The organism is Raineyella sp. W15-4 (assembly GCF_033170155.1).
Taxonomy (GTDB): Bacteria; Actinomycetota; Actinomycetes; order Propionibacteriales; family Propionibacteriaceae; genus Raineyella.
The window spans coordinates 3,492,319-3,516,886 of record NZ_CP137079.1 but is presented as its reverse complement, the minus strand read 5'-3'; the positions used below and the strand labels follow the sequence as shown (position 1 = coordinate 3,516,886).

19 protein-coding genes are annotated in these 24,568 nt (G+C 70.3%); 13 read left to right on the top strand and 6 right to left on the bottom strand.

The window, feature by feature from the left end; translation table 11 throughout:
- Positions 1 to 177 precede the first annotated feature (177 nt).
- Complete coding sequence (locus R0145_RS16265) at positions 178 to 2,730, top strand: DEAD/DEAH box helicase (RefSeq protein ID WP_317837996.1); 2,553 nt, start codon at positions 178 to 180, stop codon at positions 2,728 to 2,730.
- A gap of 132 nt (positions 2,731 to 2,862) precedes the next feature.
- Here R0145_RS16265 and R0145_RS16260 read toward each other — a convergent pair whose 3' ends face one another.
- Positions 2,863 to 3,183 (bottom strand): DUF2853 family protein, encoded by a 321-nt coding sequence (locus R0145_RS16260; RefSeq protein WP_317837995.1) that lies wholly within the window; start codon positions 3,181 to 3,183, stop codon positions 2,863 to 2,865.
- A 307-nt stretch (positions 3,184 to 3,490) separates the two neighbouring features.
- On the opposite strand from R0145_RS16260, the gene R0145_RS16255 reads away from it, so the two are divergent.
- The gene (locus R0145_RS16255; RefSeq protein WP_317837994.1) at positions 3,491 to 4,345 is read left to right on the top strand and encodes a hypothetical protein; all 855 of its coding nucleotides are present in this window, start codon (positions 3,491 to 3,493) and stop codon (positions 4,343 to 4,345) included.
- Between the two features lie 93 nt (positions 4,346 to 4,438).
- Here the strand turns inward: R0145_RS16255 and R0145_RS16250 are convergent, their stop codons facing one another.
- Together R0145_RS16250 and R0145_RS16245 are read right to left on the bottom strand one after the other, a co-directional pair.
- Entirely contained in the window at positions 4,439 to 4,810 is a 372-nt protein-coding gene (locus tag R0145_RS16250) for an FKBP-type peptidyl-prolyl cis-trans isomerase (protein ID WP_317837993.1), read from the bottom strand.
- Positions 4,811 to 4,826: 16 nt separating this feature from the next.
- Complete coding sequence (locus R0145_RS16245) at positions 4,827 to 5,564, bottom strand: M50 family metallopeptidase (protein WP_317837992.1); 738 nt, start codon at positions 5,562 to 5,564, stop codon at positions 4,827 to 4,829.
- 171 nt (positions 5,565 to 5,735) lie between these two features.
- On the opposite strand from R0145_RS16245, the gene R0145_RS16240 reads away from it, so the two are divergent.
- Both R0145_RS16240 and R0145_RS16235 read left to right on the top strand, forming a co-directional pair.
- The gene (locus R0145_RS16240) at positions 5,736 to 7,673 is read left to right on the top strand and encodes an MFS transporter (RefSeq protein ID WP_317837991.1); all 1,938 of its coding nucleotides are present in this window, start codon (positions 5,736 to 5,738) and stop codon (positions 7,671 to 7,673) included.
- Positions 7,666 to 8,211: a TetR/AcrR family transcriptional regulator gene (locus R0145_RS16235; protein WP_317837990.1), complete on the top strand. Its 546-nt coding sequence runs from the start codon at positions 7,666 to 7,668 to the stop codon at positions 8,209 to 8,211. The genes R0145_RS16240 and R0145_RS16235 overlap by 8 nt, the downstream gene beginning before the upstream one ends.
- A 15-nt stretch (positions 8,212 to 8,226) precedes the next feature.
- Here the strand turns inward: R0145_RS16235 and R0145_RS16230 are convergent, their stop codons facing one another.
- Together R0145_RS16230 and R0145_RS16225 are read right to left on the bottom strand one after the other, a co-directional pair.
- Entirely contained in the window at positions 8,227 to 9,753 is a 1,527-nt protein-coding gene (locus R0145_RS16230) for a dGTP triphosphohydrolase (protein WP_317837989.1), read from the bottom strand.
- 38 nt (positions 9,754 to 9,791) lie between these two features.
- On the bottom strand, positions 9,792 to 10,745 hold the full coding sequence (locus R0145_RS16225) for a D-hexose-6-phosphate mutarotase (protein ID WP_317837988.1): 954 nt from the start codon (positions 10,743 to 10,745) through the stop codon (positions 9,792 to 9,794).
- Between the two features lie 120 nt (positions 10,746 to 10,865).
- Here R0145_RS16225 and pgi point away from each other — a divergent pair, with 120 nt between their 5' ends.
- The 8 genes from pgi (at position 10,866) to R0145_RS16185 (ending at position 21,955) form a co-directional block, all read left to right on the top strand.
- Positions 10,866 to 12,536 carry a glucose-6-phosphate isomerase gene (gene pgi / locus R0145_RS16220; RefSeq protein ID WP_317837986.1) on the top strand — a complete coding sequence of 557 codons (1,671 nt, stop codon included), beginning with the start codon at positions 10,866 to 10,868 and terminating at the stop codon, positions 12,534 to 12,536.
- Between the two features lie 393 nt (positions 12,537 to 12,929).
- Positions 12,930 to 13,019, top strand: a complete 90-nt coding sequence (locus R0145_RS16215) for a potassium-transporting ATPase subunit F (protein WP_317837985.1) — start codon at positions 12,930 to 12,932, stop codon at positions 13,017 to 13,019.
- The gene (kdpA, locus tag R0145_RS16210; RefSeq protein WP_317837983.1) at positions 13,019 to 14,692 is read left to right on the top strand and encodes a potassium-transporting ATPase subunit KdpA; all 1,674 of its coding nucleotides are present in this window, start codon (positions 13,019 to 13,021) and stop codon (positions 14,690 to 14,692) included. The genes R0145_RS16215 and kdpA overlap by 1 nt, the downstream gene beginning before the upstream one ends.
- A 156-nt stretch (positions 14,693 to 14,848) precedes the next feature.
- A complete protein-coding gene (gene kdpB / locus R0145_RS16205; RefSeq protein WP_411742126.1) occupies positions 14,849 to 16,855 on the top strand; it encodes a potassium-transporting ATPase subunit KdpB in 2,007 nt (668 codons plus the stop codon).
- Positions 16,856 to 16,874: 19 nt separating this feature from the next.
- The gene (gene kdpC, locus R0145_RS16200; RefSeq protein WP_317837981.1) at positions 16,875 to 17,492 is read left to right on the top strand and encodes a potassium-transporting ATPase subunit KdpC; all 618 of its coding nucleotides are present in this window, start codon (positions 16,875 to 16,877) and stop codon (positions 17,490 to 17,492) included.
- 3 nt (positions 17,493 to 17,495) lie between these two features.
- On the top strand, positions 17,496 to 20,000 hold the full coding sequence (locus R0145_RS16195) for an ATP-binding protein (RefSeq protein ID WP_317837979.1): 2,505 nt from the start codon (positions 17,496 to 17,498) through the stop codon (positions 19,998 to 20,000).
- Positions 19,997 to 20,704 carry a response regulator transcription factor gene (locus R0145_RS16190; protein ID WP_317837977.1) on the top strand — a complete coding sequence of 236 codons (708 nt, stop codon included), beginning with the start codon at positions 19,997 to 19,999 and terminating at the stop codon, positions 20,702 to 20,704. The genes R0145_RS16195 and R0145_RS16190 overlap by 4 nt, the downstream gene beginning before the upstream one ends.
- A gap of 117 nt (positions 20,705 to 20,821) precedes the next feature.
- Complete coding sequence (locus R0145_RS16185; RefSeq protein ID WP_317837975.1) at positions 20,822 to 21,955, top strand: hypothetical protein; 1,134 nt, start codon at positions 20,822 to 20,824, stop codon at positions 21,953 to 21,955.
- A gap of 17 nt (positions 21,956 to 21,972) precedes the next feature.
- Here the strand turns inward: R0145_RS16185 and R0145_RS16180 are convergent, their stop codons facing one another.
- Positions 21,973 to 23,013 carry an alpha/beta hydrolase gene (locus tag R0145_RS16180; RefSeq protein ID WP_317837973.1) on the bottom strand — a complete coding sequence of 347 codons (1,041 nt, stop codon included), beginning with the start codon at positions 23,011 to 23,013 and terminating at the stop codon, positions 21,973 to 21,975.
- Positions 23,014 to 23,287: 274 nt separating this feature from the next.
- Here R0145_RS16180 and R0145_RS16175 point away from each other — a divergent pair, with 274 nt between their 5' ends.
- Positions 23,288 to 24,568, top strand: a complete 1,281-nt coding sequence (locus R0145_RS16175) for a hypothetical protein (RefSeq protein ID WP_317837971.1) — start codon at positions 23,288 to 23,290, stop codon at positions 24,566 to 24,568.

The window sequence follows — 24,568 nt, the reverse complement described above, 5'->3', positions numbered from 1 at the left end:
TCCTCCTCGTTCCCGTCCCGGCCGATATTCTGTCACGGTTCGGTGGCGCGCCGGACCACGGTGCCCCGGAAGCGGGACGGCCGTCCAACCGCCGTCCGGCGGCCCGTCCGGCCCGGGCACCGGTCCGCCGGGCAACCCTGCACGGTGGTGCGTCCGCAACCTGAGAAGATGCTGCCGATGATGCTCACCGATCTGATCCCCGCCGTCCCCGATCCGGATTCCCTCTACGAGGCGTTCACCGGGTGGGTCGAAGGGCGCGGCATCTCGCTCTATCCGCACCAGGACGAGTCGGCGATCGAGCTCTTCTCCGGCAACAATGTGATTCTCGCCACGCCGACCGGGTCGGGCAAGACGCTGGTCGCCACCGCGGCACAGTTCGCCGCCCTCGCCCAGGACGGTGTCAGCTTCTACACCGCCCCGATCAAGGCGCTGGTCTCGGAGAAGTTCTTCGCGCTGTGCGAGATCTTCGGCGCCGAGAACGTCGGCATGCTCACCGGCGACGCCTCGGTCAACGCCGATGCCCCGATCATCGCCTGCACCGCCGAGGTGCTCGCCAACATCGCCCTGCGGGAGGGGCGGTGGGCCGACATCTCCCAGGTGGTGATGGACGAGTTCCACTTCTACGCAGAGCCCGACCGAGGCTGGGCCTGGCAGGTCCCGTTGCTGTGCCTGCCGCAGGCGCAGTTCCTGCTGATGTCGGCGACGTTGGGCGACGTCAGCTTCTTCCGCACGGACCTGACCGAGCGCACCGGCCGGCCCACCGCGGTCGTCGACCAGGCCGAACGGCCGGTCCCGCTGTCGTACGCCTGGTCGATCGACCCGGTGCACGAGCTGCTCGAGGAGCTCGTCACGACGCACCAGGCTCCGGCGTACGTGGTCCACTTCACCCAGAAGTCGGCGTTGGAGACCGCCCAGGCGCTGCTGTCCGCGAAGCTCGTCTCGAAGGAGGAGAAGGAGCGGATCGCCGCCGAGATCGGCGCCTTCCGGTTCCACGCCGGCTTCGGCCGGACGCTCTCCAAACTGGTCCGGGCTGGCATCGGCGTGCACCACGCCGGCATGCTGCCGCGCTACCGCCGGCTGGTCGAGCAGCTCGCCCAGGCCGGGCTGCTCAAGGTGATCTGCGGCACCGACACTCTCGGGGTCGGGATCAACGTGCCGATCCGTACCGTCGTGTTCACCGGGCTGACGAAGTTCGACGGCACCCGGCACCGGCTGCTCAAGGCGCGGGAGTTCCACCAGATCGCCGGCCGGGCCGGCCGGGCCGGCTTCGACACCTCGGGGCACGTCATCTGCCAGGCGCCCGAACACGTCATCGAGAACGAGCGGGCCCTCGCCAAGGTGGGCGACGACCCGAAGAAGCGCCGCAAGGTGGTCCGCAAGAAGCCGCCGGAGGGCTTCGTGTCGTGGACCGAGGAGACCTTCGAGCGGCTCAAGAACGCCGAACCCGAGCCGCTGGTCTCCCGGATGCGGGTCAACGAGGCGATGATCCTCAACGTCGTCGCCCGCCGCGGCGACCCGTTCGTCAACATGCGCGACCTGCTGCTCGGCTGCCACGAGGACGAGCGGGGCAAGCGCCGGCTGGCCCGGCGGGCGCTCCGGCTCACCCGCGGGCTGCTCGAATCGGGCGTGCTGGTGCGGCTGCCCGCCCCGGACGCGACCGGTCGTAGGTACGAGATCGCCCCGGAGCTGCAGGACGACTTCGCGCTCAACCAGCCGCTGGCGCCGTTCGCCCTGGCCGCCCTCGACCTGCTCGACCCGGAGTCGGTGACGTACGCCCTCGACGTGGTGTCGATCGTCGAGTCGATCCTTGACGACCCGTTCCCGGTGCTCTCCGAGCAGCAGCACAAGGCCCGCGGCGAGGCGATCGCCGAGATGAAGGCCGACGGGATCGAGTACGACGAGCGGATGCGGCTGGTCGAGGACGTGACCTGGCCGCGCCCGCTGGCCGAACTGCTGGAGCCGGCGCTGGGGATCTTCGCGCAGACCCATCCGTGGGTGTCCGCCGATCAGTTGTCGCCGAAGTCCGTGGTCCGCGACATGTACGAGCGCGGGCAGACCTTCACCGAGTTCGTCAGCCTCTACGGGGTGGCCCGCAGTGAGGGCCTGGTGCTGCGCTACCTGTCGGATGCGTACCGTACGCTGCGCCAGACCGTGCCGGAGTCACGGCGGACCGAGGAACTGGACGACCTGCTCGAGTGGCTCGGTGAGACCGTCCGGCAGACCGACTCCTCCCTGCTCGACGAGTGGGAGGCGCTGACCGATCCGGCGAAGGTGGCCGAGGCCGCCGCCCGGGTCGCCGCCGGGGAGCAGCTGGCGCCCGCCCGGCCGATCACCGGCAACGCCCGGGCGTTCCGGGTGATGGTCCGCAACGCGATGTTCCAGCGGGTCCGGCTGGCGGCCGACGACCGGTTCGCCCAGCTCGCCGCCCTCGACGCGTACGCCGCCGGACTGCTGGGTGGCCACCCGCCGATGGGGGAGACGGCCTGGGAGGACGCGCTCGGCGACTACTGGGACGAGCACGAGACCCTCGGCGACGGCCCGGAGGCCCGGGGGCCGGCGCTGCTGATGGTGGAGCAGAAGCCGAAGCAGGGCCTCTGGGAGGTCCGCCAGATCATCGACGACCCGGCCGGCAACCACGACTGGTCGATCCTCGCCACCGTGCACTTGCGGGCCAGCGACGAGGCGGGCGAACCAGTGGTGGTCACCGAGTCGTTCTCCCGGATGGACTGAGGGGGTCCACCGAGCGGTCCGTTCGTGGCGGCGCCGGTCCGAGGGCGACCCGGTTGGGCGAGCCGGGCCGAGGAGCAGGTCTCGGGCCGCCCCGGTCTCGGGCCACTCTGATGCCGGGCCGCCCCGGCCGGGTCACCGGAACAGGTCGAGCTTGCCGAACTTCTCCGCCAGCAGGTAGTAGACGGCCAGCCGGCCGTTGCGGGTGCCGTCCTTCATCTTCGCGCCGACCTCCTTGATGGCCGCGTCGAGCGTGGTGTCGTCGTCGGTGAGCCCGAGCTTCTTCTTGAGGAAGCTCTCCCGGACGGTCTTGCGCTCCTCGGCGTCACTGAACGACACGAGGGCGCTGTCGGGGTGGCTCAGGACGAGGCGGTAGGTGCTGAGCATGTTCTGCAGCACGGTCTCGTCGGCTTTCGGGGCGTACTTCTTGACATCGGCGATCCAGTCCGTGGTCATCCTCTGCTCCTTCACTCCTTCGGAGGGATGTCCCCGTCCACGGTGGGCGAGGGGACGGTGTTTCTCTGATGATGACAGCAGGGGCCACGGTTCGTCGTGACCTTGCGCACGTTGCTTGCGCCGCGAGTCGGATGTTTCTCCGGCTTGCGCGGGGCTCCGGCGCCGCGACTGACAGGTTATCCACAGGTTCTGCCCGCTGCGTGACCGATTTGTGATAATTCGCGATGTCCCTTTAGGATCGTCTCAGTCTTTCGATCCTCACCGTCGTCCCCCACGACCGTCGTCCTCCACCGAAAGGTTATGGCTCGTGACCCAGGCACGCCGCGCGGTACAGCGTCATCCGTGGGAGTCCGTCCGCGACACCATCCGGCACCGGTCGGGTCCGTTCGGCGGTCGGGTCCACCGGGGGACATCGGTCCCACGGCCCGAGCGGGCGTTGCTCGATCCCGATGAGCAGCCCGGCTCCGGCTCGCGGATGCGGCTGCTGGTCCCCGGCGTGGCCGCCACCGTGGTCGTCGTCGGCACCGCGGGCGTCGTCGTCGGCGCGAACCGGGGCAGCGGACTGGATGCCGTCCCGGCGGCGGTCCCCCAGGACATCTCGATGCGCGAGATGGGGAACGTGAGCCGTTCGGAGCAGCGGCTGTGGCCGGAGGCCTCCCAGACCCCCAGCGCCTCGGCGATGGCCTCGGCCACTCCGTCGGCCACGGCGTCCGCAGCGTCCGCCTCGCCGAAGGCCTCCGCGACCTCGTCGGCCAAGGTGACCCCGAAGGCGACGGCCAGCACCAAGGCGAGTACGTCGGCCGCCTCCGGTTCGGTGGCGAACTGCCCCAAGCCGAGCGGTTGGCTGGGGGCCAATGCGCAGAAGGTCTACCAGGCGAGCTGTGTCGCCTTCCCGTACGTCACCGCGTACGGCGGCTCGCGGGCCGGCGACTCGGGACCGCACGGGACGGGCCATGCCGTCGACATCATGATCACCGGCTCGCGCGGCTCGGAGATCGCCGCCTACATGCGCTCGCACGCCGCCGAGCTGGGTATCACCGAGGTGATCTACCAGCAGAAGATCTGGACCACCCAGCGGTCCTCGGAGGGCTGGCGGGCGATGGAGGACCGTGGTTCGGCGACCGCCAACCACATGGACCACGTGCACGTGACGGTCAGCTGAGTGACCGGGACCGCGTGGCGGCCGTTGCGGTTGTCGGGCGGTCCCGCCGTGCCTCGGCCGCCCTGTTGAGGGTCAGGCCTGTTGAGGGTCAGGTCAGCGGACGTTGACCAGGTCACAGACGAAGATCAGCGTCTCACCGGGCTGGATGACGCCGCCGGCGCCGCGATCGCCGTAGGCCAGCTGCGGAGGGATGACCAGCTTGCGCCGGCCACCGACCTTCATGCCCTGGACGCCCTGGTCCCAGCCCTGGATCACCTGGCCGACACCGAGCTGGAAGGCCAGCGGGGTGCCGCGGCGGTAGGAGGAGTCGAACTCCTCACCGGAGGAGAAGGCGACGCCGACGTAGTGGACGTCGACGATGTCGCCGGCCGTGGCCTCGGTGCCGTCGCCGATGATCTCGTCGACGATCTGCAGCTCGGTGGGTGCGGGGCCCTCGGGCGGATCGATCTCGGGGATGTCAGTCATGCAGGCGAGCCTACCGTCACGCGGCCGAGCCGAGCGGCATCAGCGGCGGGACCACCCCCGCGGCGCCGAGCAGCATCCAGCCGCCGAGCCCCAGCCCGACGAGGGCGACGACCAGGAACAGCCCGGTCCACAGCAGCTGCGGCAGGTGGGTGAGCCGAGCCAACTGGGCGGCGTCGGAGCCCCGGTCCCGCGAGCCGGCCAGTTCCAGCGTGGGGCGTACGGCCCCGAACAACAGCACCCAGCACAGCAGGTAGGCCAGCCAGCCCTGGAGCTCCACCGGCAGGTACCAGGTGGCCAGCCCCAGAGCACCGCCGACCACCATGATCACCGCCAGCCCGTAGAGGTTGCGGATCGCCAGCAGCATCAACGCCAGGAAGAGCAGGAACGCCCACAGCAGGGCGGTGGCCCGTCCGGTGCCGAGCAGCGCCGCAGCCGCCACGCCGACGACCGCCGGCGCGGTGTAGCCGGCCAGCAGGGTGGCGACCATCCCCGGCCCGCGGGGCCGCCCGCGGGTGACGGTCACCCCCGAGGTGTCGGCGTTGAGCCGGATCCCCTCCAGTTCCCGGCCGGACAGCCGTCCCACCACGGCGTGCCCCGCTTCGTGGGTGATCGTCACCAGCATCCGGGTGGTCCGCCATACCGGCCGGAACAGCACCAGGACCAGCGCGGCGGCACCGAGCCCCAGGACGATCTCGGGGGCGGGCAACGGCTGGGCGACGAGGGCGCGATGGAGGATCGCGGTGAAGGTGTCCACGTCCCCAGTCTGGAGCCTTCGCCAAGCCGTCGGTGTGCCGCCGAGCAATCGAGCTGCCGGGCCCGGCCGTCGGACTGTCGGCACGCCGATGTGACTGGAGCCACAGGGCGACGTACGATTCCAGGGTAAACAATCGTTCACCCCCTTGCTCCGGGAGGAACAGCGACCCGCATGGCCCAGCCCCGCACCGTCCGTCGGACCCCCGACTCACTGCTCGTCACGATCTTGTGCGCCACCGGCGTGATGGTCGCTCTCCAGCCGACCCTGCTCATCCCTCTGCTGCCCGAGCTGCCGAGGCTGCTCGGCACCGGCTACGAGGACGCCTCCTGGACCGTGACCGCCGCGCTGCTCAGCTCTGCGGTCGCCACCCCGATCGTCTCCAAGCTCGCAGACATGTACGGCAAACGGCGGATGGTCCTGGCCTGCCTGGTCCTGATGGCGATCGGATCGGTCCTCGGCGCGGTGAGCAACGACCTTGCCGTCGTGGTCGCCGGTCGCGCCCTGCAGGGCGTCGCTGCGGGCCTCACGCCGGTGGGCATGTCGATCATGCGCGACGAACTGCCCAAGGAGAAGGTCGGCGGTGCGGTCGCCCTGATGAGCTCCACCATCGGCATCGGTGCGGCCCTCGGACTGCCGACAGCCGGTCTGATCACCGCGCGCTGGTCCTGGCACGCGCTCTTCTGGACCTCCGCGGCCGTCGCCGGTGTGCTGATCGCGTTGGTGTTGCTGATCGTGCCGGAGTCGACGGTGCGGACGCCCGGCCGGTTCGACCTGCTGGGGGCGGTGTTGTTGTCCGCCGCCCTGGTCAGCCTGCTGCTCGCGGTGACCAAGGGTGGGCACTGGGGCTGGTGGAGCCACACCACGCTGCTGTGCGTCCTGCTCGGCGTGGTGCTGCTCGCAGCCTGGCTTCCGTGGGAGCTGCGGATCGCCAACCCGATGGTCGATCTGCGGACGGCGATCCGCCGGCCGGTGCTGCTGACCAATGTGGCGACCCTGCTGGTGGGCTTCTCGATGTTCGGCAACATGCAGTCCACCACCCAGCTGTTGCAGCTGCCGCTGGCCAGCGGCTACGGCTTCCAGCTGAGCGTCCTGGCGACCGGCCTGGCGCTGGTCCCGTCGAGCCTGTCGATGGTCGCCGTCTCTCCGGTCGGTGCCGTGCTGGTCCGGCGGATCGGCGCTCGGCCGACGATCATCGTGGGCGCCGTGGTGCTCGCACTCGGGTATGTCCAGCGGATCGTCCTGATGGATCAGCTGTGGCACATCGTCCTCGGGTCGGTCATCGCCTCGGCGGGGACGGCGCTGGCCTACGCGGCGATCCCGACGGTGATCATGGGGGCGGTGCCGATCACCGAGACGGCCGCCGCGAACGGGCTCAATGTGCTGCTGCGCTCCGTCGGCACCTCGACCGCGTCCGCGGTGCTCGCAGCCCTGCTGACGAACCTCACCATGACTGTCGACGGAGGCACCCTGCCCAGGGTGGACGCCTTCCTGTACTGCTTCTGGCTGAGCGCCGCGGCGGCTCTGCTCGCCGCGCTGGTGACGGTGTTCCTGCCGCGGAGTCGGTCGGTGGCGAAGGCCACCTCCGCGAGCGAGGAGCATGTCTGGACCGGCACGGTGACCAGCGCAGGGCGACCCGTACGACACGGCGTGGTGACCCTGTTGACCACGGCGGGCGAGCAACTCGACTGGGGACACGTCAACCCCGACGGCACCTACCGCATCACCCTGCCCGGTCCCGGCCGGTACGTCCGGGTCGCGACGTCCGACGGATGGCCGCCGGTCAGCGCCGTGGTCCGGGTCGCCGGCCCCGAGGATCTGGCCGTCGAGCTCGGCCCTCGCCTGCACATCGGCGGCACCGTCACACGGGCCGGCGCGCCGGTGCCGGGCGCCCTGGTCACCCTGACCCGAGCCACCGGCGAACTCGTGTCGACCACCCCGTCGGGTCCCGACGGCCGGTTCCGGCTTCCGCTGCCGGCCCCCGGCCGCCACGTGCTCACCGCGGTGGACACCGAGGCCGGCGAGGCAGCATCGGCCGCCGTCCTGCTCACCGGGGTGACCCGTACGATCGACCTCGACCTGGCCGGCGACAGGGAGACAGCGGGTGTCTGAGAGCACGCGGGACCGGATCCTCGCGGCGGCGGGTGGTCTGTTCGCGGTCAAGACCTACTCGGCGGTGTCCATCCGGGACGTCGCCGCGAAGGCCGGGGTCTCGCCGGCGCTGGTGATGAAGCTCGTCGGCAGCAAGGACGACCTGTTCCGCGAGTCGACCCGTTTCGAGCCGCTGCCGCACCTGATCGAGGCGCCGCCGACCGAGCTGGGCCGGGTCCTGGTGGCCGACGTCGTACACCGCCGTGATTCCGTCGTCCCCGATCCGCTGGCTCGCGCCGTCGTGCTGCTGATGCCGGCCCCTGACCCGGAAGAGGTGCGCCGTATCGTCCGGGAGACGTACGTACGTCCCCTCGCCGCCCGTCTCGGCGAGGTGACCGCCGAGCTGGTGATCGCTCTGCTCGCCGGGCTGACGGTGTCGTTGCGGCTCTACCACCACCTCGACGAGGCGACGATCACGTCGGAGGACCTGATCGACCGGTACGGCGCGCTGGTCCAGGGTGTGATCGACGAAGCCTCGGTGCCGGGTGCCGGTCGCTGAGGGCTGTCCTTCCCGTCAGACGGACCCGCCGCCCCACAGCAGCCCGGAACCGCCCCGCAACCGGGACGCGGTCGCCTCCGCCTGATGGTCGGTCATGCCCGCGACGTAGTCGATGATCCCGCGCCCGCGCCCCATCCGGAGCACATCGTCGCGGGAGGTCATCCCGTCCAGCCAGTCCGGATGGCGGCGCGCCACCCGGCGGTAGCCCTCGGTGGCGGTGTCGACGAGGTCGAGCAGCCGCCGCGGCGCCCGGGGGGCGTCCAGCCGGTCGCTCAGCCAGTCGTCGAAGGCCGCCACGATCTGACGCACCACGTTCGCCTGCCCGCGCTGCATCAGGGTGAGGTCGGGGCGGTGCAGCACGAAGTACTGGTGGATGAACTTCAGCACCTGCACCTGGTGCCAGGCGCCCTGCGACAGCTCCACCGAGGAGCCGCGGATCGGCGGGTCGTCGACCAGCCGGACCGCGTCCACCAGGGCGTCGATCCAGGTGGAGGTGAAGCCGGACAGCGACCGGTCGGCCGCCATCGACCCGTCGTAGGGGATCGCCAGCACCCCTTCGACGAACTCCTGGCCGACCCGCAGCACCGCCTCGAGATAGGCGTCCTCGTCGAACATCCAGGCGTCCCGGGTCGCCAGCCGGCGGCGCAGTGTCTCCAGTCCGGCGCCGGGCGCCCGGGTCATCGCGTCGAGCCGGGAGTCGGTGAGCATCGCGAACTCGTCGCGTTCCCCGGCCCAGGTGCGGAACTCGCTCGACACCGCGGAGAACTGCAGCACCCCCGCCCGGTGGAAGTCCTCCAGGTCGTGCAGCGAGTAGGCGACGTCGTCGGCCAGGTCCATCACCGCACAGTCGAGGGTCTGCTGGTCGCGGCGTACATCCGGGAACGCCTCGCGGACCGCGATCAGCTCGTCCAGATCGGGGACGTACGCGTTGAACTTGTACGAGCCGCCGCTGATGTCGGGCCGGGCGCCCCGGGGCTGGCGCGGCCAGGTCCGCGGATGCGGATCGGGCCAGTGGTGGCGCCCCCACGGGTACTTGAGCACCGACGCGCGGACCGCGGTGGTCAGGTTGAGCCCCTGGTCGCCGGGGCCGTGCACCTCCAGCTCGGTGAGCACCCGGAAGGTCTGCGCGTTGCCCTCGAAGCCGTCGTTCAGGCCGAACCGGGTCCGGGCCTGCCGGTCCAGCTCCTGCTCGCCGAGATGTCCGAACGGCGGATGGCCCAGGTCGTGCGAACAGGCGCCGGCCTGGGCGACCACATGGTGCAGCCCGCCGAGCGCCGCGATCCGCTCCGGGGCGGCGGACTCCTCGAGGCGGACGGCGATCGCCCGGGCCACCGCGGTGACCTTGATGGTGTGGGTCAGCCGGTTGTGGACGATGCCGCCGGTGGTGCCGGCCGAGACCACCTGGGTGACCTCGGCCAGCCGGGAGAACGCGGGGGAGAAGCGGATCCGTTCCAGGTCGACACGGAACTCCGAGTCGCTGCCGGCCGCCAGTGGGCGGGGGACACCGACCTCCGCGCGGGCCCGGTCGGTACGTGTCGACATGCGTGTCGTCCTCCGGTCCCGCCCTCCGACCCCCATCCTCAGGCCAGGCTCCGCCTGGCCCCCGCGTATCGCTGGGTGCGGTCCACGGCGATCCGTTGGTGCAGGGTGTGCGACTGGCCGGGCGCCAGGGTGACCGCGGCGGAGCCGATGTTCGCCGCCTCGACGCAGAGCATCTCCTGCCATTCGTCGTTGCCGAAGTCGCCGAGCTTCGCCGACTTGCTGACGAACGGGTTCCACACCACGGTCTGCGCGGAGCCGCGCTTGTTGATCCCCAGCGTCCGCCGCAGCGTCGGGTCCTTGACCGTGACGTCCCCGGCGTGCCGGTAGATCCGGTCGGTCTCGCCGACGATCGCGAGCGGTCCGCGCTGGTCGAAGTCCCCGTCGGTGACCTTGTCGTGGTAGCGGCAGCCGTCGAGCCCGTCGACGGTGATCCGGCGGGTGTCGCCGACGTGCAGGTAGGTGTGCAGCGCCTCCTCGTACGTGAACGGGGTGCTGCGGTTGCCGTACGCCTCGATCCGCAGGTCGATGTCGAGCACCTGGCCGACGGTGTAGGTGATGTCGGCGGCCCAGTCCCGGTCGAAGTCCTCCAGGCCCGCCAGATCGACCTCGTGCCCGTCGAGGTGGAACCGGAGCCGTACGCTGTCCGCCACCGGGGTGGTCTCGGCGAGCTGCCACGGGGTGAGCCGCAGGACGCCGTGCGGCGGGTAGTGTCGTCCGTCCTGGCCGGCACCGAACCAGGGGAAGCACAGCGGGACGCCGCCGCGGATCGCCGCCCCCTCCTCGAAGCGCGACTTCTGGCTCAGCCAGACGACCGGGTCCTGTCCGGCGGGCTGCCAGCCGGTGAGATGGCCTCCCTGCAGGTACGCCTCCGCGATGCACGAACCGATCGCGACCCGCACCACCGGCAGGCCGCCGCGGCCCGCCTCGAACGTGACGCCTTCGGGAAGCCCGGCGTCCGGCAGGGCGCCGTCAGGAAACTCAGAGTTGTCCATGGCGTCACGGTAGCGGTTCGGGCGGCCACCGGGCTGGGGTATCGACCGTGTCTCGGCATGCCGCCACCGGGGTGTCGGCCCGACCGTACGTCGCCCGGCCTGCGGCCATAGTCTTGCCTCATGCAGTCTCCCGTTGATGCCACCACCACCGAGGCCTGGGGGCGGCTGAGCTCCCTCGCCCACGACTACCGACCGAACATGCGCACGTGGTTCGCCGAGGACCCGGGACGCACCGAGCGATTCTCCTTCACCGCCGGCGACCTCTTCGTCGACCTGTCCAAGAACTGGCTCGACGGGAACATCCTGTCGGCCCTGGTCGACCTCGCCGACCAGGTGCACCTGACCGGCCGGATCGATGCGATGTTCCGGGGCGACCGGATCAACGTCACCGAGGACCGTGCGGTGCTGCACACCGCCCTGCGCAAGCCGGCCGGCCAGTCGCTGATCGTCGACGGCAAGGACGTCGTGGCCGACGTCCACGGGGAACTGGACCGGATCTACGCCTTCGCCCGCAAGATCCGCTCCGGGGAGTGGCGTGGCATCACCGGCAAGACCATCCGGACGGTCGTCAACATCGGCATCGGCGGCTCCGACCTCGGCCCGGTGATGGCGTACGAGGCGCTCAAGCCGTACGGCCAGCTGGGTCTGGAGTGCCGGTTCATCTCGAACATCGATCCGACCGACGCGGCCGAGAAGACCTTCCTGCTCGACCCGGAGACCACCCTGGTGATCGTCGCCTCGAAGACGTTCACCACGCTGGAGACCCTGACCAATGCCCGGATCGTCCGCAACTGGCTCGTCTCCAGCCTCAAGGACCGTGGCGCGATCGTCGACGGCCAGGAGGGCGAGGCCGTCGCCCGGCACTTCGTCGCCGTGTCGACCGCCCTGGACAAGGTCGCCGCGTTCGGCATCGACCCGGCCAACGCCTTCGGGTTCTGGGAGTGGGTCGGCGGGCGCTACTCGGTCGACTCGGCCGTCGGCACCTCGCTGGCCGTCTACATCGGCCCGGACAACTTCGAGGCCTTCCTCGCTGGGTTCCACGCGATGGACGAGCACTTCCGGACCACCCCGATCGAGCAGAACGTGCCCGCGCTGATGGGCCTGCTGAACATCTGGTACACCAACTTCCACGGCGCCCAGTCGCATGCCGTGCTGCCGTACGCCCAGTACCTGCACCGCTTCCCGGCCTATCTGCAGCAGCTGACGATGGAGTCGAACGGCAAGCGGGTGCGCTGGGACGGCACCCCGGTCACCACCGACACCGGCGAGGTCTTCTGGGGCGAGCCCGGGACGAACGGCCAGCACGCCTTCTACCAGTTGATCCACCAGGGCACCCGGCTGATCCCCGCCGATTTCATCGCGGTCGCCAACCCGGCCAACCCCACCCGGGACGGCGAGAACGACGTGCACGAGCTGTTCCTCGGCAACTTCTTCGCCCAGACCAAGGCGCTGGCGTTCGGCAAGACCCTCGACGAGGTGCGGGCCGAGGGCACCCGTGAGGAGATCGTCACTGCCCGCGAGTTCCCCGGCAACAAGCCGACCACCTCGATCATGGCGCCCGAGCTGTCGCCGTCGGTGCTGGGCCAGCTGATCGCCCTGTACGAGCACATCACCTTCACCCAGGGCACGGTCTGGGGCATCGACTCGTTCGACCAGTGGGGCGTCGAGCTCGGCAAGGCGATGGCCAAGCAACTGACCGGTGCGGTGGCCGGCGACGAGACGGCCATCGAGGCCCAGGATCCGTCGACCCGGGCGCTGATCCGCTACTACCGGGCGGAGCGCCGGTACTGAGGGAGACCCTGACAGGCATCGTGGCCCAGTCAGACACATCGACACAGCTTTGCGTTTCGCCCGTGCGTTTGTGCTGAGTGACAAGCACATTCGCACGGGCGAACGTCATGCCTCTGCGAATGTGTGTGAGCCGAACCGGGGCGAACGTGGGTCGGGCGGCCGGATCCTGACCAGGGTGAATAGCGCCCTCGGGGCGTCGTATGGGTTCTGTTAGGGGTCCTTTCGACGAGGCGTCGACGCGGCTTCGATCAGGGATTGCGTCTGCGGACGTCCGGGTCCTGATCGGGCCCGGTCACCTCGTCAAGGAGCTCCCGTGCTCGACGTGATCTACGTTCTGGGGACGATCGTGCTGTTCGCACTGGTCGCCGCGCTGGGCAAGGCGGTGGAGAAGCTGTGATCGTCCTCGATCTCATCGCCCTCGTCCTCGGCGTCGCCGCCCTCGGATACCTGGTGTTCGCCCTCGTGAAACCGGAGCGCTTCTGATGACGGCGCTCCTCGCTCTCGCGTCGCTGCTGACCGTCGCGGTCGTGCTGGCCGTGCTCTACCGTCCGCTGGGCGACTACATGGCCCGCGTGTACGAATCCGAGTCCGACACCCGGGTGGAGCGCGGCCTCTACCGCCTGATCGGCGTCGCCCCCCGCGCCGAGCAGACCTGGCCGGCCTACCTGCGGGCGGTGCTGGCGTTCTCCCTGGTCGGTGTACTGATCGTCTACCTGCTGCAGCGTCTCCAGCAGTGGCTGCCGTACTCCCTGGGGCTGTCGGCTCCCTCGCCGCACCTGGCCTTCAACACCGCCGTCTCCTTCGTGACCAACACCAACTGGCAGTCGTACTCGCCGGAGGCGACCCTCGGCTACACCGTGCAGGCGGCCGGTCTGGCGGTGCAGAACTTCGTCTCCGCCGCGGTCGGCATCGCCGTGTCCGTCGCGCTGGTCCGCGGACTCGCCCGGCGTACGTCGGGGACGCTCGGGAACTTCTGGGTCGACCTGACTCGTGGACTGTTGCGGATCCTGCTGCCGCTCGCGGTGATCGGCGCGTTCGTGCTGATGGTCGGCGGGGTGATCCAGAACGTCCATCCGTTCACCGAGATCACCACACTGGCCGGCGGCACGCAGAACATCCCCGGTGGCCCGACCGCCTCCCAGGAGGTGATCAAGGAGCTCGGCACGAACGGTGGCGGCTTCTTCAACGCGAACGCCTCCCATCCGTTCGAGAACCCGAGGCCCTGGACGAACCTCTTCGAGATCCTGCTGATGCTGGTGATCCCGTTCTCGCTGCCGCGGACCTTCGGCCGGATGGTCCGCGACCACCGGCAGGGCTACGCGATCCTGGCGGCGATGGCGATCCTGTACGTCGCCTCCTTCGCCATCCTCACCGCGCTGGAGGCGCACGGTGCCGGGGCGGCCCCGCAACTCGCCGGGGCCGCGATGGAGGGCAAGGAACAGCGCTTCGGGATCGTCGGCACCACGCTGTTCGGCACCACCAGCACGCTCACCTCGACCGGCGCCGTCGACGCCATGCACGACTCCTTCACCGCCCTGGGCGGCATGATGCCGATGATCAACATGATGCTCGGCGAGGTCGCGCCCGGCGGGGTCGGATCGGGACTGTACGGCATGCTGATGGTGGCCGTCATCGCGGTGTTCATCGCAGGCCTGCTGATCGGCCGTACGCCGGAGTACCTCGGCAAGAAGATCGGGCCACGGGAGATGAAGCTCGCCAGCCTCTACATCCTGGTGATGCCGGCCCTGGTGGTGGTCGGCACGGCGCTCAGCTTCGCCCTCCCCGGCGTACGCGAGGACGTCACGAACACGTCGATCCTCAATCCGGGCCCGCACGGGCTGTCCGAGGTGCTGTATGCCTTCACCTCGGCGGCCAACAACAACGGCTCGGCGTTCGCCGGTCTCGCCGCCAACACCCCGTGGCTCAACACCGCCCTGGGGGTGGCGATGGTGCTGGGACGGTTCGTCCCGATTGTCTTCGTCCTCGCCCTGGCCGGCTCGCTGGCGGCCCAGGACAAGGTGCCGGTGACCGCCGGGACGCTGCCGACCCATCGACTGCAATTCGTCGGGCTGCTGCTCTTCGTGATCATCCTCGTCAGTGCCCTGACGTTCTTCCCCGTCCTCACCCTCGGTCCGTTGGCAGAAGGGTTGCTCTGAACCATGTCCACCACGCTCACCCCCGCCCCCGCCCCCGCGCACCGGGCCGCCAGCCACCGGACCTCGGCCGGCGCCTTCTCCTGGTCCCAGTTGTGGACCTCCCTGCCCGGGGCGTTCCGCAAGCTCGATCCGCGCCAGGAGTGGCGCAATCCGGTGATGTTCCTGGTCTGGGTCGGGGCCGTGCTGATCACCGTCCTGGCGGTCGTCGAACTCTTCATCGGGCCGGCCGCCTCCGGTGGCACCGTGGTGCCCCGGGCGTTCACCTGGGCGATCGCCGTCTGGCTGTGGCTCACCGTGCTCTTCGCCAATCTCGCCGAATCGGTCGCCGAGGGACGTGGCAAGGCCCAGGCGGACTCGCTGCGGCAGACCCGCACCAGCACCACCGCGCACCGCATCGCCGACCCCGCCGGACTGGCCGCCGACCCCGGCGCCGAGCACCTCGCCGTCCGGGACGTGCCGTCCTCCGATCTGCAGCTGCACGACACCGTCGTGGTGTCGGCCGGCGAGCTCATCCCCGGTGACGGGGATGTCATCCAGGGCATCGCCTCGGTCGACGAGTCGGCGATCACCGGAGAGTCGGCCCCGGTGATCCGCGAGTCCGGCGGTGATCGGTCCGCGGTGACCGGCGGCACCCGGGTGCTGTCGGACCGCATCGTGGTCCGGATCACCTCGAAGCCCGGCCAGACCTTCGTCGACCGGATGATCGCGCTGGTGGAGGGCGCCAACCGGCAACGGACGCCGAACGAGATCGCGCTGTCCATCCTGCTCGCGTCGTTGTCCGTCATCTTTGTCGTGGTGATCCTCACGCTGGACCCGATCGCCTCGTTCGACGCCGAGCCGGTCAGCCTGACGGCGCTGGTCGCATTGCTGGTCTGCCTGATCCCGACCACCATCGGGGCCCTGTTGTCAGCGATCGGTATCGCCGGGATGGACCGACTGGTGCAGCACAATGTGCTGGCCATGTCCGGACGGGCGGTCGAGGCGGCCGGTGACGTCACCACCCTGCTGATGGACAAGACCGGCACCATCACCCTCGGCAACCGCCGTGCCACCGCCTTCGTGCCGGTGAGCGGCGTCGCCGAGGACGAGCTGATCGCCGCAGCCGCGCGGTCCTCGCTGGCCGACCCGACCCCGGAGGGCACCTCCATCGTCGAGCTCGCCCGCAGCGAGGGGGTCCGGGTCGACGACTCCGACCCCGGCACGATCGTGCCGTTCACCGCCCAGACCCGGATGTCGGGGCTGGACCTGCCCGACGGCACCGAGATCCGCAAGGGGGCCGCCTCCGCGGTGACCGCCTGGCTGCAGGAGGGCGGCGGCCGGTTGCCCAGCCACCAGCTCACCGAGATCAAGGAACACACCGACCACATCTCCGCCGACGGCGGGACGCCGCTGGTGGTGGCCCGGCGCGACCCGGCCGGCCACGGCCGGCTGCTCGGCGTGGTGCACCTGAAGGACATCGTCAAGGAGGGGTTGACCGAGCGGTTCGCCGAGCTGCGGGCGATGGGGATCCGTACGGTGATGATCACCGGGGACAACCCACTCACCGCCGCCGCGATCGCCGAGGAGGCCGGCGTCGACGACTTCGTCGCCGAGGCCGTCCCGGAGGACAAGCTGGCCCTGATCCGGTCCGAGCAGGCCGGCGGGAACATGGTCGCGATGACCGGCGACGGCACCAACGATGCCCCCGCCCTCGCCCAGGCCGACGTCGGGGTGGCGATGAACACCGGCACGTCGGCCGCCAAGGAGGCCGGCAACATGGTCGACCTCGACTCCGACCCGACGAAACTCATCGACATCGTCCGGATCGGCAAGCAGTTGCTGATCACCCGCGGGGCACTGACGACCTTCTCGATCGCCAACGACGTCGCCAAGTACTTCGCCATCATCCCGGCGATGTTCATGGGAATCTACCCCGGGCTGGCCGCGGTCAACGTGATGGGACTGCACTCGCCGGCCTCCGCGGTGCTGTCGGCGGTCATCTTCAACGCCATCATCATCGTGCTGCTGGTGCCGCTGGCCCTGCGGGGTGTGCAGTACCGGGCGCTCAGCGCCTCGCAGACGCTGAACCGGAATCTGCTGATCTACGGCGTCGGCGGGATCGTGGCACCGTTCGTGGGGATCTGGCTGATCGACCTGCTGATCCGCCTCATCCCGGGTTTCTGAGCCGACAGGAGTGACAGGTATGAACACCACTACTCGCACCACCGGCCGGATCCTGTGGGTCTCGCTCCGCGCCATGGCACTGTTCACGGTCCTGCTCGGGATCGTCTACCCGTTGGTGATGACCCTGATCGGCCAGGGCATGCTGCCGTCACAGGCCAACGGATCCGTGGTCCGTACGGCCGACGGCCGGGTCGTCGGGTCGGCCCTGATCGGCCAGTCCTTCACCGACCGGGCCGGTGACCCGCTGCCGCAGTACTTCCAGCCACGTCCGTCCGCGGCGGGCGAGAACGGGTACGACGCAGCGTCCTCCTCCGGGTCGAACCTCGGCCCGAACAACCCGAAGCTGGTCGGCGCGATCCAGGCGCGCAAGGACCAGGTGGCAGCCTTCGACCAGGTCCCGGCCGACCGGGTGCCGCCCGACGCGGTCACCGCGTCCTCCTCGGGGCTGGATCCCGACATCAGCCCGGCGTACGCGCAGATCCAGATCGACCGGGTGGCGCGGGCCCGCGGGCTGAGCCCGGACGTCGTACGCTCCCTGGTCAGCCAGCACACCAGCGGACGGGATCTGGGTTACCTTGGGGAGCCTCGGGTGAACGTGCTGGAGCTCAACGTGGCCCTGGACGCATGGAAGGGCTGAGCCATGAGTGATCGGGGGCGGCTTCGGGTCCTGCTCGGGGCCGCCCCCGGCGTCGGCAAGACCTACACCATGCTGGAGGAGGGCCGCCGGCTGCGGGACGAGGGCCGTGACGTCGTGGTGGCGGTGGTCGAGACCCACGGCCGCGCCGCCACGGCGGCGATGATGGCGGGCCTGGAGACCGTGCCGCGGCGTACGGTGTCCTACCGCGGGGTCGAGCTGTCCGAGATGGACCTCGACGCCGTGCTGGCCCGCAGGCCGGAGCTCGCCCTGGTCGACGAGCTGGCGCACACCAACGTGCCCGGTTCGCCGCACGAGAAGCGCTGGCAGGACGTCCAGGACCTGCTCGACGCGGGGATCGACGTGATCTCCACGGTCAACATCCAGCACATCGAGTCGCTCAATGACGTGGTCGAACAGATCACCGGGGTCCCGCAACGGGAGACCATCCCCGACCATGTGCTGCGGGCGGCCGACCAGGTCGAGGTCGTCGACCTCGCTCCCCAGGCGCTGCGGGACCGGCTGTCGGAGGGGTTCGTCTATCCGGCCGAGCGGATCGATGCGGCGCTGTCGAACTACTTCCGGCTCGGCAACCTCACCGCTCTGCGGGAGCTGGCCCTGCTCTGGCTGGCCGATGAGGTCGACCAGGCGCTCAAGAACTACCGGGCCGAACACGGCATCGACAGCACCTGGGAGGCCCGCGAGCGGGTGGTGGTCTCGCTGGCCGGCGGACCGGAGGGGGAGACGCTGCTGCGGCGGGGCGCCCGGATCGCGGCCCGGTCCGGCGGCGGGGAACTGCTCGCCGTGCACGTCACCAGCCAGGACGGCCTGCGGTCGGGCCACCCGGAGGCGCTGGCGCGCCAGCGCGCCCTGGTGGAGAAGCTCGGCGGTACGTACCACCAGGTGGTGGGGGAGGACATCCCCGAGGCACTGGTCGAGTTCGCCCGATCCGTCAACGCCACCCAGCTCGTGATGGGGGTCAGTCGCCGCGGACGGCTGCAGGCCGCACTGACCGGCCCCGGAGTCGGGGCGACGGTGATCCGCGAGGCCGGCAAGATCGACGTACACATCGTCAATCACCCTGCGGCGGGGGGCCGGTTCCAGCTGCCGCGGCTGGGCCGGGCACTGAGCCCGCGGCGGCGGATCGCCGGCTTCGCTCTCGCCCTGCTCGGCGGGCCGGCGCTGACCCTGTTCCTGACCCGGGTCCGCAGCCCGGACTCGATCACCTCCGACGTGCTGGCCTACCAGCTGCTGGTCATTCTGGTCGCCCTGCTGGGTGGGATCTGGCCGGGCCTGTTCGCGGCGCTGCTGTCCGGGCTGACGGTGGACTACTTCTACATCGATCCGATCCACACCATCACCATCAGCAAGCCCCTGCACCTGATCGCACTCGGACTGTATGTGGTCAATGCGCTGCTGGTGAGTTTCCTGGTCGACCGGGCGGCGCGCCGCTCCCGTACGGCCCGGCGGGCGGCCACCGAATCGGAACTGCTGCAGGCCATCGCGGGCAGCGTGCTGCGGGGGGAGGATGCGGTGCCCGCATTGATCAGTGAGACGCGGTCGGCCTTCGGCCTGCAGGCGGTGCGCCTCGTGGAGAACGGGACCGTCCTGGCCGCCGACGGCGATCCTGCGCCGGGTGGCACACCGACCACGGTGCCCGTCGGCGCCGACACCCAGCTCGAACTCTACGGCAGTGACCTGCAGGCCTCGGAGCGGCGGCTGCTGGCCGTCATCACTGCTCAGCTGCAGGCCGCCCTGGAGCACTGGGATCTGGAGGAGGTGGCCAGCGAGGTAGCCCCGTTGGCCGCGTCGGAGCGGGTCCGCAGCGCGCTGCTGTCCGCCGTCAGCCACGATCTGCGCCGGCCGTTGGCGGCCGCGATCGCCGCGGTGGGCGGACTGCGGGCGTCGTACGACCACCTCAGCGCCGCCGACCGGGAGGAACTGCTGTCCACCGCCGACGAGAGCCTGGCCACGCTGTCTGCCGTGGTCACCGACCTGCTCGATGTCAGCCGGCTGCAGGCCGGCGTCATCGCGGTGTCGCTGGGTCCCGTCGACCCGGCGGAGGTGATCGCGCCGGCGCTGGACGAGCTGCATCTCGGGCCGGACCAGTTGGAGATCGACCTGGATCCGACCTGCCCGGAGGTGCTGGCCGACCCGGTGCTGCTGCAGCGGGTGCTGGTCAACCTGCTGGCCAACGCCACCCGTCACGCGCCGTCCGGCAGCCGGGTGCGGATCGCCACCAGCACCTTCGCCGACCGGGTGGAGATCCGGGTGACCGATCACGGGCCGGGCATCCCGCCGGAGCGCCTCGACGACATCTTCGTCCCCTTCCAGCGGCTCGGCGATGTCGACAACACCACCGGGCTCGGGCTGGGACTCGCGCTGTCCAAGGGCTTCACCGAGGGGATGGGTGGGACACTGACACCGGAGGACACCCCGGGTGGCGGACTGACCATGGTGGTGGCGCTGCCGGTCGCGGACACCACAGACCGGAAGGATGACGGACGATGAAGATCCTCATCGCCGACGACGATCCGCAGCTCGTCCGCGCCCTGCGGATCACCCTCAGCGCCGAGGGCTACCGGATCATCGCCGCCCCCGACGGGGCGCGGACCATCCAGGCCGCGGTCGAGCACCAGCCCGACCTCCTGCTGCTCGATCTCGGCATGCCCGGACTCGACGGCATCGACGTGATCCATGCGCTGCGCGGCTGGACCCAGACCCCCATCCTGGTGATCTCCGGGCGCACCGGGGCGGCGGACAAGGTGGAGGCCCTGGATGCCGGGGCCGACGACTACGTGACCAAGCCGTTCTCGATCCAGGAGCTGCTCGCCCGGGTCCGGGCGTTGACCCGGCGGGTGCCGAGCAACGAACCCGAGCCGATGGTGCGGATCGGCGACGTGTCGATCGACCTGACCGCCCGCAGCGTGGTCCGGACCACGGGCGGCGAGACCCGCCATGTGCGACTCACGCCGACAGAGTGGCGGGTGCTCGAACTCCTGGTCCGCAACCCGGGTCGGCTGGTCACCCGGCAGGACCTGCTCACCCAGATCTGGGGCTCGGACCACGTCACCGACACCGGCTACCTGCGGCTCTACATCTCCCAGCTGCGCAAGAAGCTCGAACCCGATCCGCACGCCCCGCGCTACCTGCTCACCGAGGCCGGGATGGGCTACCGCCTGGAACTACCCGACGGTCCTGAGCCGAGTCCGTGACAATCGCCCCCCTGGCCGGGGCGGACATGCGTAGCCTGGGAGGACGGGCCGACACCCGGCGCGCCGGCACCGGCGTGGCCGACCCGCCACCCGGATCGAGCATGCATCGGAGGCATCGTGACCGTCCACAAGGAGTTGCCCACCCTGGATGACCTGATGGAGCTCGCCGCGCCCCATCCGTTGGCCATCACGGTGTATCTGCCCTCGGCGCCGACCGTGACGGGCCGGGCCGAGACGCGTACGGCCCTGCACAGTGCCATCACCGCGGCGATCGGGCGGTTCCGGGAGACCGGGCAGCTGACCGTTGCCCAGGAGAGCGGCCTGCGGGCCCAGCAGGACGAACTGGAGGCCGACCCCGAGGTGTGGGGTGCACTGTCCTCGTCGTTGGCGGTCTTCCTCACCCCCGAGTCCCACACCGAGTGGGTGCTGCCGAACCGGCTGGTCAGCCAGTGGCAGGCGTCGGACTGGTTCGACCTGGGCCAGTTGGTCCGGGCCTTCGCCACCCAGCAGTACGCCTACGTGCTCACCCTTTCGGTGAACCGGTGGGCGCTGTGGGAGGCGACCCCGTCCCGGCGGGCCCAGAAGCTCGCTGTGAGCGGCGCCGAGGCGATCGGCGATGCCGCCGCCGCCACGAACCGCGACTCCCTGCGCGATTCGCGTCCCGACCGCCAGCTGTCCGGCGACGAGGGGCGTACCCGGCTGTTGGAGACGTACGCCTCGCGGGTCACCGAACTGGTCGACGCGACCCTGCTGAAGGCCGATCCGTCGGCCCGGGTCCCACTGTTCGTGCTGGCCGCCGAGCCGCTGCTGTCGCGGGTCCGCCCCGCCGACGAGCGCCGTACGGTGGTGCGGGTCTCCGGGACGCCCGACGAGACCGGTGCCGACCAGGTGGACCGTACGGTCCGCGACCGCCTGCCCGACCTCAACGCCCGGCAGATCAGCGACCAGCTGGCGCGGATCGCCGACGACACCGCCCGGGGACTGGTCGTCACCGAGCTGGCCGACATCGCCCGGGCGGCCGTCCAGGGTGCAGTGGATGCGCTGGTCTACGAGTTCACCGTCGACGTGCTGGGCACCTTCGACGAGACGACCGGGGCGATCACCCCGGACGAGAACGGCTACGACCTGATCTCCCGGGTGGTGGTGGAGGTCGCCCGCCGCGGCGGCGAGATCATCCCGGTGCGGGATGCCGAGGTGACCTCACCGGTCTGGAACGGGGTGGCGGTGGCGCACTTGCGGTTCGCGGTCTGAGGACGGGCCGCAGGAATTCAGCCGGCGGTGACCCGGGTCAGGAAGGTCCGAGAGGCGTCGAGCACCTCCCTGGCCTCGGCCAGGCCCAGGTCGAACTGGAACTCGTGCGGCAGTGCCGGCTGGTGGTCGGCGGGCCAGAAGAACGGCGCCAGCTCCACGCCGAGGGCCGTCAGCCGGTCCCGGAGCGCCTCGCCGTGGGAGGTCAGCGTGTCGGCGTTGCCGCCGGACAGCAGGGTCGGCGGGAACTGTGCGGTGGCGTGCGCCACCACCGACATCTCCCGCAGCACCGGCGCCTCGAGGTCCTGGGTGCCGGTGTAGGCCCAGGCCATCGTCCGGGTGAACCAGCCCAGGAGCCCGTCGGGGACGTCGTGCCGCTCGGGGCTGTACGGGCCGCAGTGCAGCAGGACACCGACCAGGTCGTCGGCCCGCACCGCCGGGGTGAGCCCCAGCAGGGTGGCGTACGAGGGGTCGGTGCTGAGGACGGCCACCTGGCCGGCGATCTGCGCCCCGGCGGAGTCGCCGGCCAGGACGATGCGGCGGGGATCGACCTGCAGCTCGGCGGCGTGCTCGACGATCCAGGCCAGTGCGGTGTTGACCTGCCGGACGGGCACCGGGTAGCGCGCCCCCGGCGCCAGCGAGTAGTCCAGCCCGATGGTGGTGTATCCCTCGCCGGCGAGGATCTGCAGGTAGGGGGCCACGCTGGCCTTGCTGCCGCCGACCCATCCGCCGCCGTGCACCCAGACGACGGCGGGTCGGGGGGCGGTGATGTCGTCCCTGCGCGTGTCGTCCGCGCCTGCGTCGTTCCGGTGCGCGTCATCGGGGTGCCAGACGTCGAGGCGTTCGTCGGGGTGGGTGCCGTACGCCACATCGGTGCGGCCGGTGATGCCGTCCGGGACGTACGCCTCCATCGTGGCGCGGGCGGCGGCATCGCCGCGGCGGAACGTCCGGTTGATCAGCCATGCTCCGGGCGCCGGGCTCAGCCGGTCCCACAGGACGAGGCCGGCGGCCGGTGCGGCGACGAGCGCGAGACCACCGAGAGTGCGACGCAGGATGTCCATGGCCCGCAGCGTAGCGGGGCGGGGGTCGGCGGCGGGCGGGTATTCCTCACCGGGACCCCCAGAAATGTGGGTTGACACCGATACGATCGCGCCGCTATACCTGAATCCGTGCCGCTGGTGGGCGATTGGGGGGCCAGGGTAGCGGCATTCCGACATTCAATCGTCGACGATCTTGTCGGACTCCCCGCTTGCCCGATTGCATTATTCGTTTCACTCAGGGACTCGTGATGTCCTGACATCCGAGTGTTGACGGCGAACAACGGGGGGAATAGGTATGACGGATGTGACTGTCGCGGAGCAGACGGGGACCGAGGTCGATCTCTATGCCGCGCTCGGCCTACTGGATCGGGGCGCCACCACAGAGGAGATCCGGGGGTCGCTGCGCATCCTGGAGGTGCAGAATCGCGCCAGAGCGTCTCGGGCCGGCGCAACCGGCGCGGACGCCAGGGCGATGCTGGCGCTCGTTGACCGGGCCAAGGTTGTCTTCGCCGATGACGACTCCCGGATGGCGTACGACCTCCGACTCCGCCAGACCCCGGTGGCCGGAGAGGCCGCCGAGCCCATCGTGGATTGGCGGGGACGGGCGTGGAACTACTACTACCTTCAGGACGAGGGCGCTGCCGGTGTGGCCGCCCGCAAGGCGCGTGAGCAGGACCCGAACAGTGCGATGGCCTTCGTGGTGTCTGCCTGGGTGAGCCTGCTCCAGGGTGATCTCCGCCAGGCGACTCGCGAATCGGACGAGGCGTTCGTCCTCGACGAACTGGCTGAGGACACTGCCGATGTCCATCATGTGCGCGGAGCCGTCTTCTATTCCCTCGGGGCGGCGCAGGAAACTGACCAGCCGCTGGCTCCCGGCATGATGCGGGTGCCCGACCCCGTCCCCTACCGGAATCGCCAGTACGCTCGCGCACTGAAGAGCTTCGACCGTGCGCTGATGAGTGCCTCACCGCAAGAAGCCGCGGAGATCCGGTGGCGCAAGGCCTTGGTGTGGGAGAAGAAGGAGGATTACCGCACCATGTACGCCGAGAGTCTCGGTGGTTTGTCGACCGGTGCCGAGATGACCGATTTCATGCAGCAGCGGCTGGTCACCACCCTGTGCCGAGCTGTCGACCTGGAGTTTCGTCAGGCCACTCCACACAAGGAAATCGAGGGTCTCGCGACCTACGAAAAGCAGATATCCCGCAGCGCGGTTCCCGGGGAGCTGCGACGGCCCGTCCTGGCGTATCTGAAGACCGCCACCCGAAGGGCGAAGAAAATTAGTGAACTCGATGATCTGAAGGGCAAGGGGGCGCCCTTCGGGGCGGAAGGCGGTGCTCCGGTGAAGATCCTGATCGCCGCGGCGGTGGTTCTGGTCCTCGCCCAGATCTGGGCCATCCTGTACTTCCTCGTGGCCGGCGCGGTCGCCTGGGCGGCGTACGCCTTCTACATGCGCAAGGAATGGCGAGAGGTGCAGCAGCGCATCCAGCAGCTCAGGAAAGAGATCGGTGATCTGAATCGCGAGATCGCCGCGCGGATCGACCTCCCGATCGACCGCGAGTCAACCCAGCGCGCGTAG

Excerpts from the sequence above, each read along its gene's own strand:
- R0145_RS16265 (WP_317837996.1), top strand. The coding sequence starts at position 178 with ATGATGCTCACCGATCTGATCCCCGCCGTCCCCGATCCGGATTCCCTC.
- R0145_RS16175 (WP_317837971.1), top strand. The coding sequence starts at position 23,288 with ATGACGGATGTGACTGTCGCGGAGCAGACGGGGACCGAGGTCGATCTC.
- R0145_RS16225 (WP_317837988.1), bottom strand. The coding sequence starts at position 10,745 with ATGGACAACTCTGAGTTTCCTGACGGCGCCCTGCCGGACGCCGGGCTT.
- R0145_RS16230 (WP_317837989.1), bottom strand. The coding sequence starts at position 9,753 with ATGTCGACACGTACCGACCGGGCCCGCGCGGAGGTCGGTGTCCCCCGC.
- kdpB (WP_411742126.1), top strand. The coding sequence starts at position 14,849 with ATGTTCCTGGTCTGGGTCGGGGCCGTGCTGATCACCGTCCTGGCGGTC.
- R0145_RS16260 (WP_317837995.1), bottom strand. The coding sequence starts at position 3,183 with ATGACCACGGACTGGATCGCCGATGTCAAGAAGTACGCCCCGAAAGCC.
- R0145_RS16195 (WP_317837979.1), top strand. The coding sequence starts at position 17,496 with ATGAGTGATCGGGGGCGGCTTCGGGTCCTGCTCGGGGCCGCCCCCGGC.
- R0145_RS16240 (WP_317837991.1), top strand. The coding sequence starts at position 5,736 with ATGGCCCAGCCCCGCACCGTCCGTCGGACCCCCGACTCACTGCTCGTC.
- R0145_RS16190 (WP_317837977.1), top strand. The coding sequence starts at position 19,997 with ATGAAGATCCTCATCGCCGACGACGATCCGCAGCTCGTCCGCGCCCTG.
- kdpC (WP_317837981.1), top strand. The coding sequence starts at position 16,875 with ATGAACACCACTACTCGCACCACCGGCCGGATCCTGTGGGTCTCGCTC.
- R0145_RS16180 (WP_317837973.1), bottom strand. The coding sequence starts at position 23,013 with ATGGACATCCTGCGTCGCACTCTCGGTGGTCTCGCGCTCGTCGCCGCA.
- pgi (WP_317837986.1), top strand. The coding sequence starts at position 10,866 with ATGCAGTCTCCCGTTGATGCCACCACCACCGAGGCCTGGGGGCGGCTG.
- R0145_RS16250 (WP_317837993.1), bottom strand. The coding sequence starts at position 4,810 with ATGACTGACATCCCCGAGATCGATCCGCCCGAGGGCCCCGCACCCACC.
- kdpA (WP_317837983.1), top strand. The coding sequence starts at position 13,019 with ATGACGGCGCTCCTCGCTCTCGCGTCGCTGCTGACCGTCGCGGTCGTG.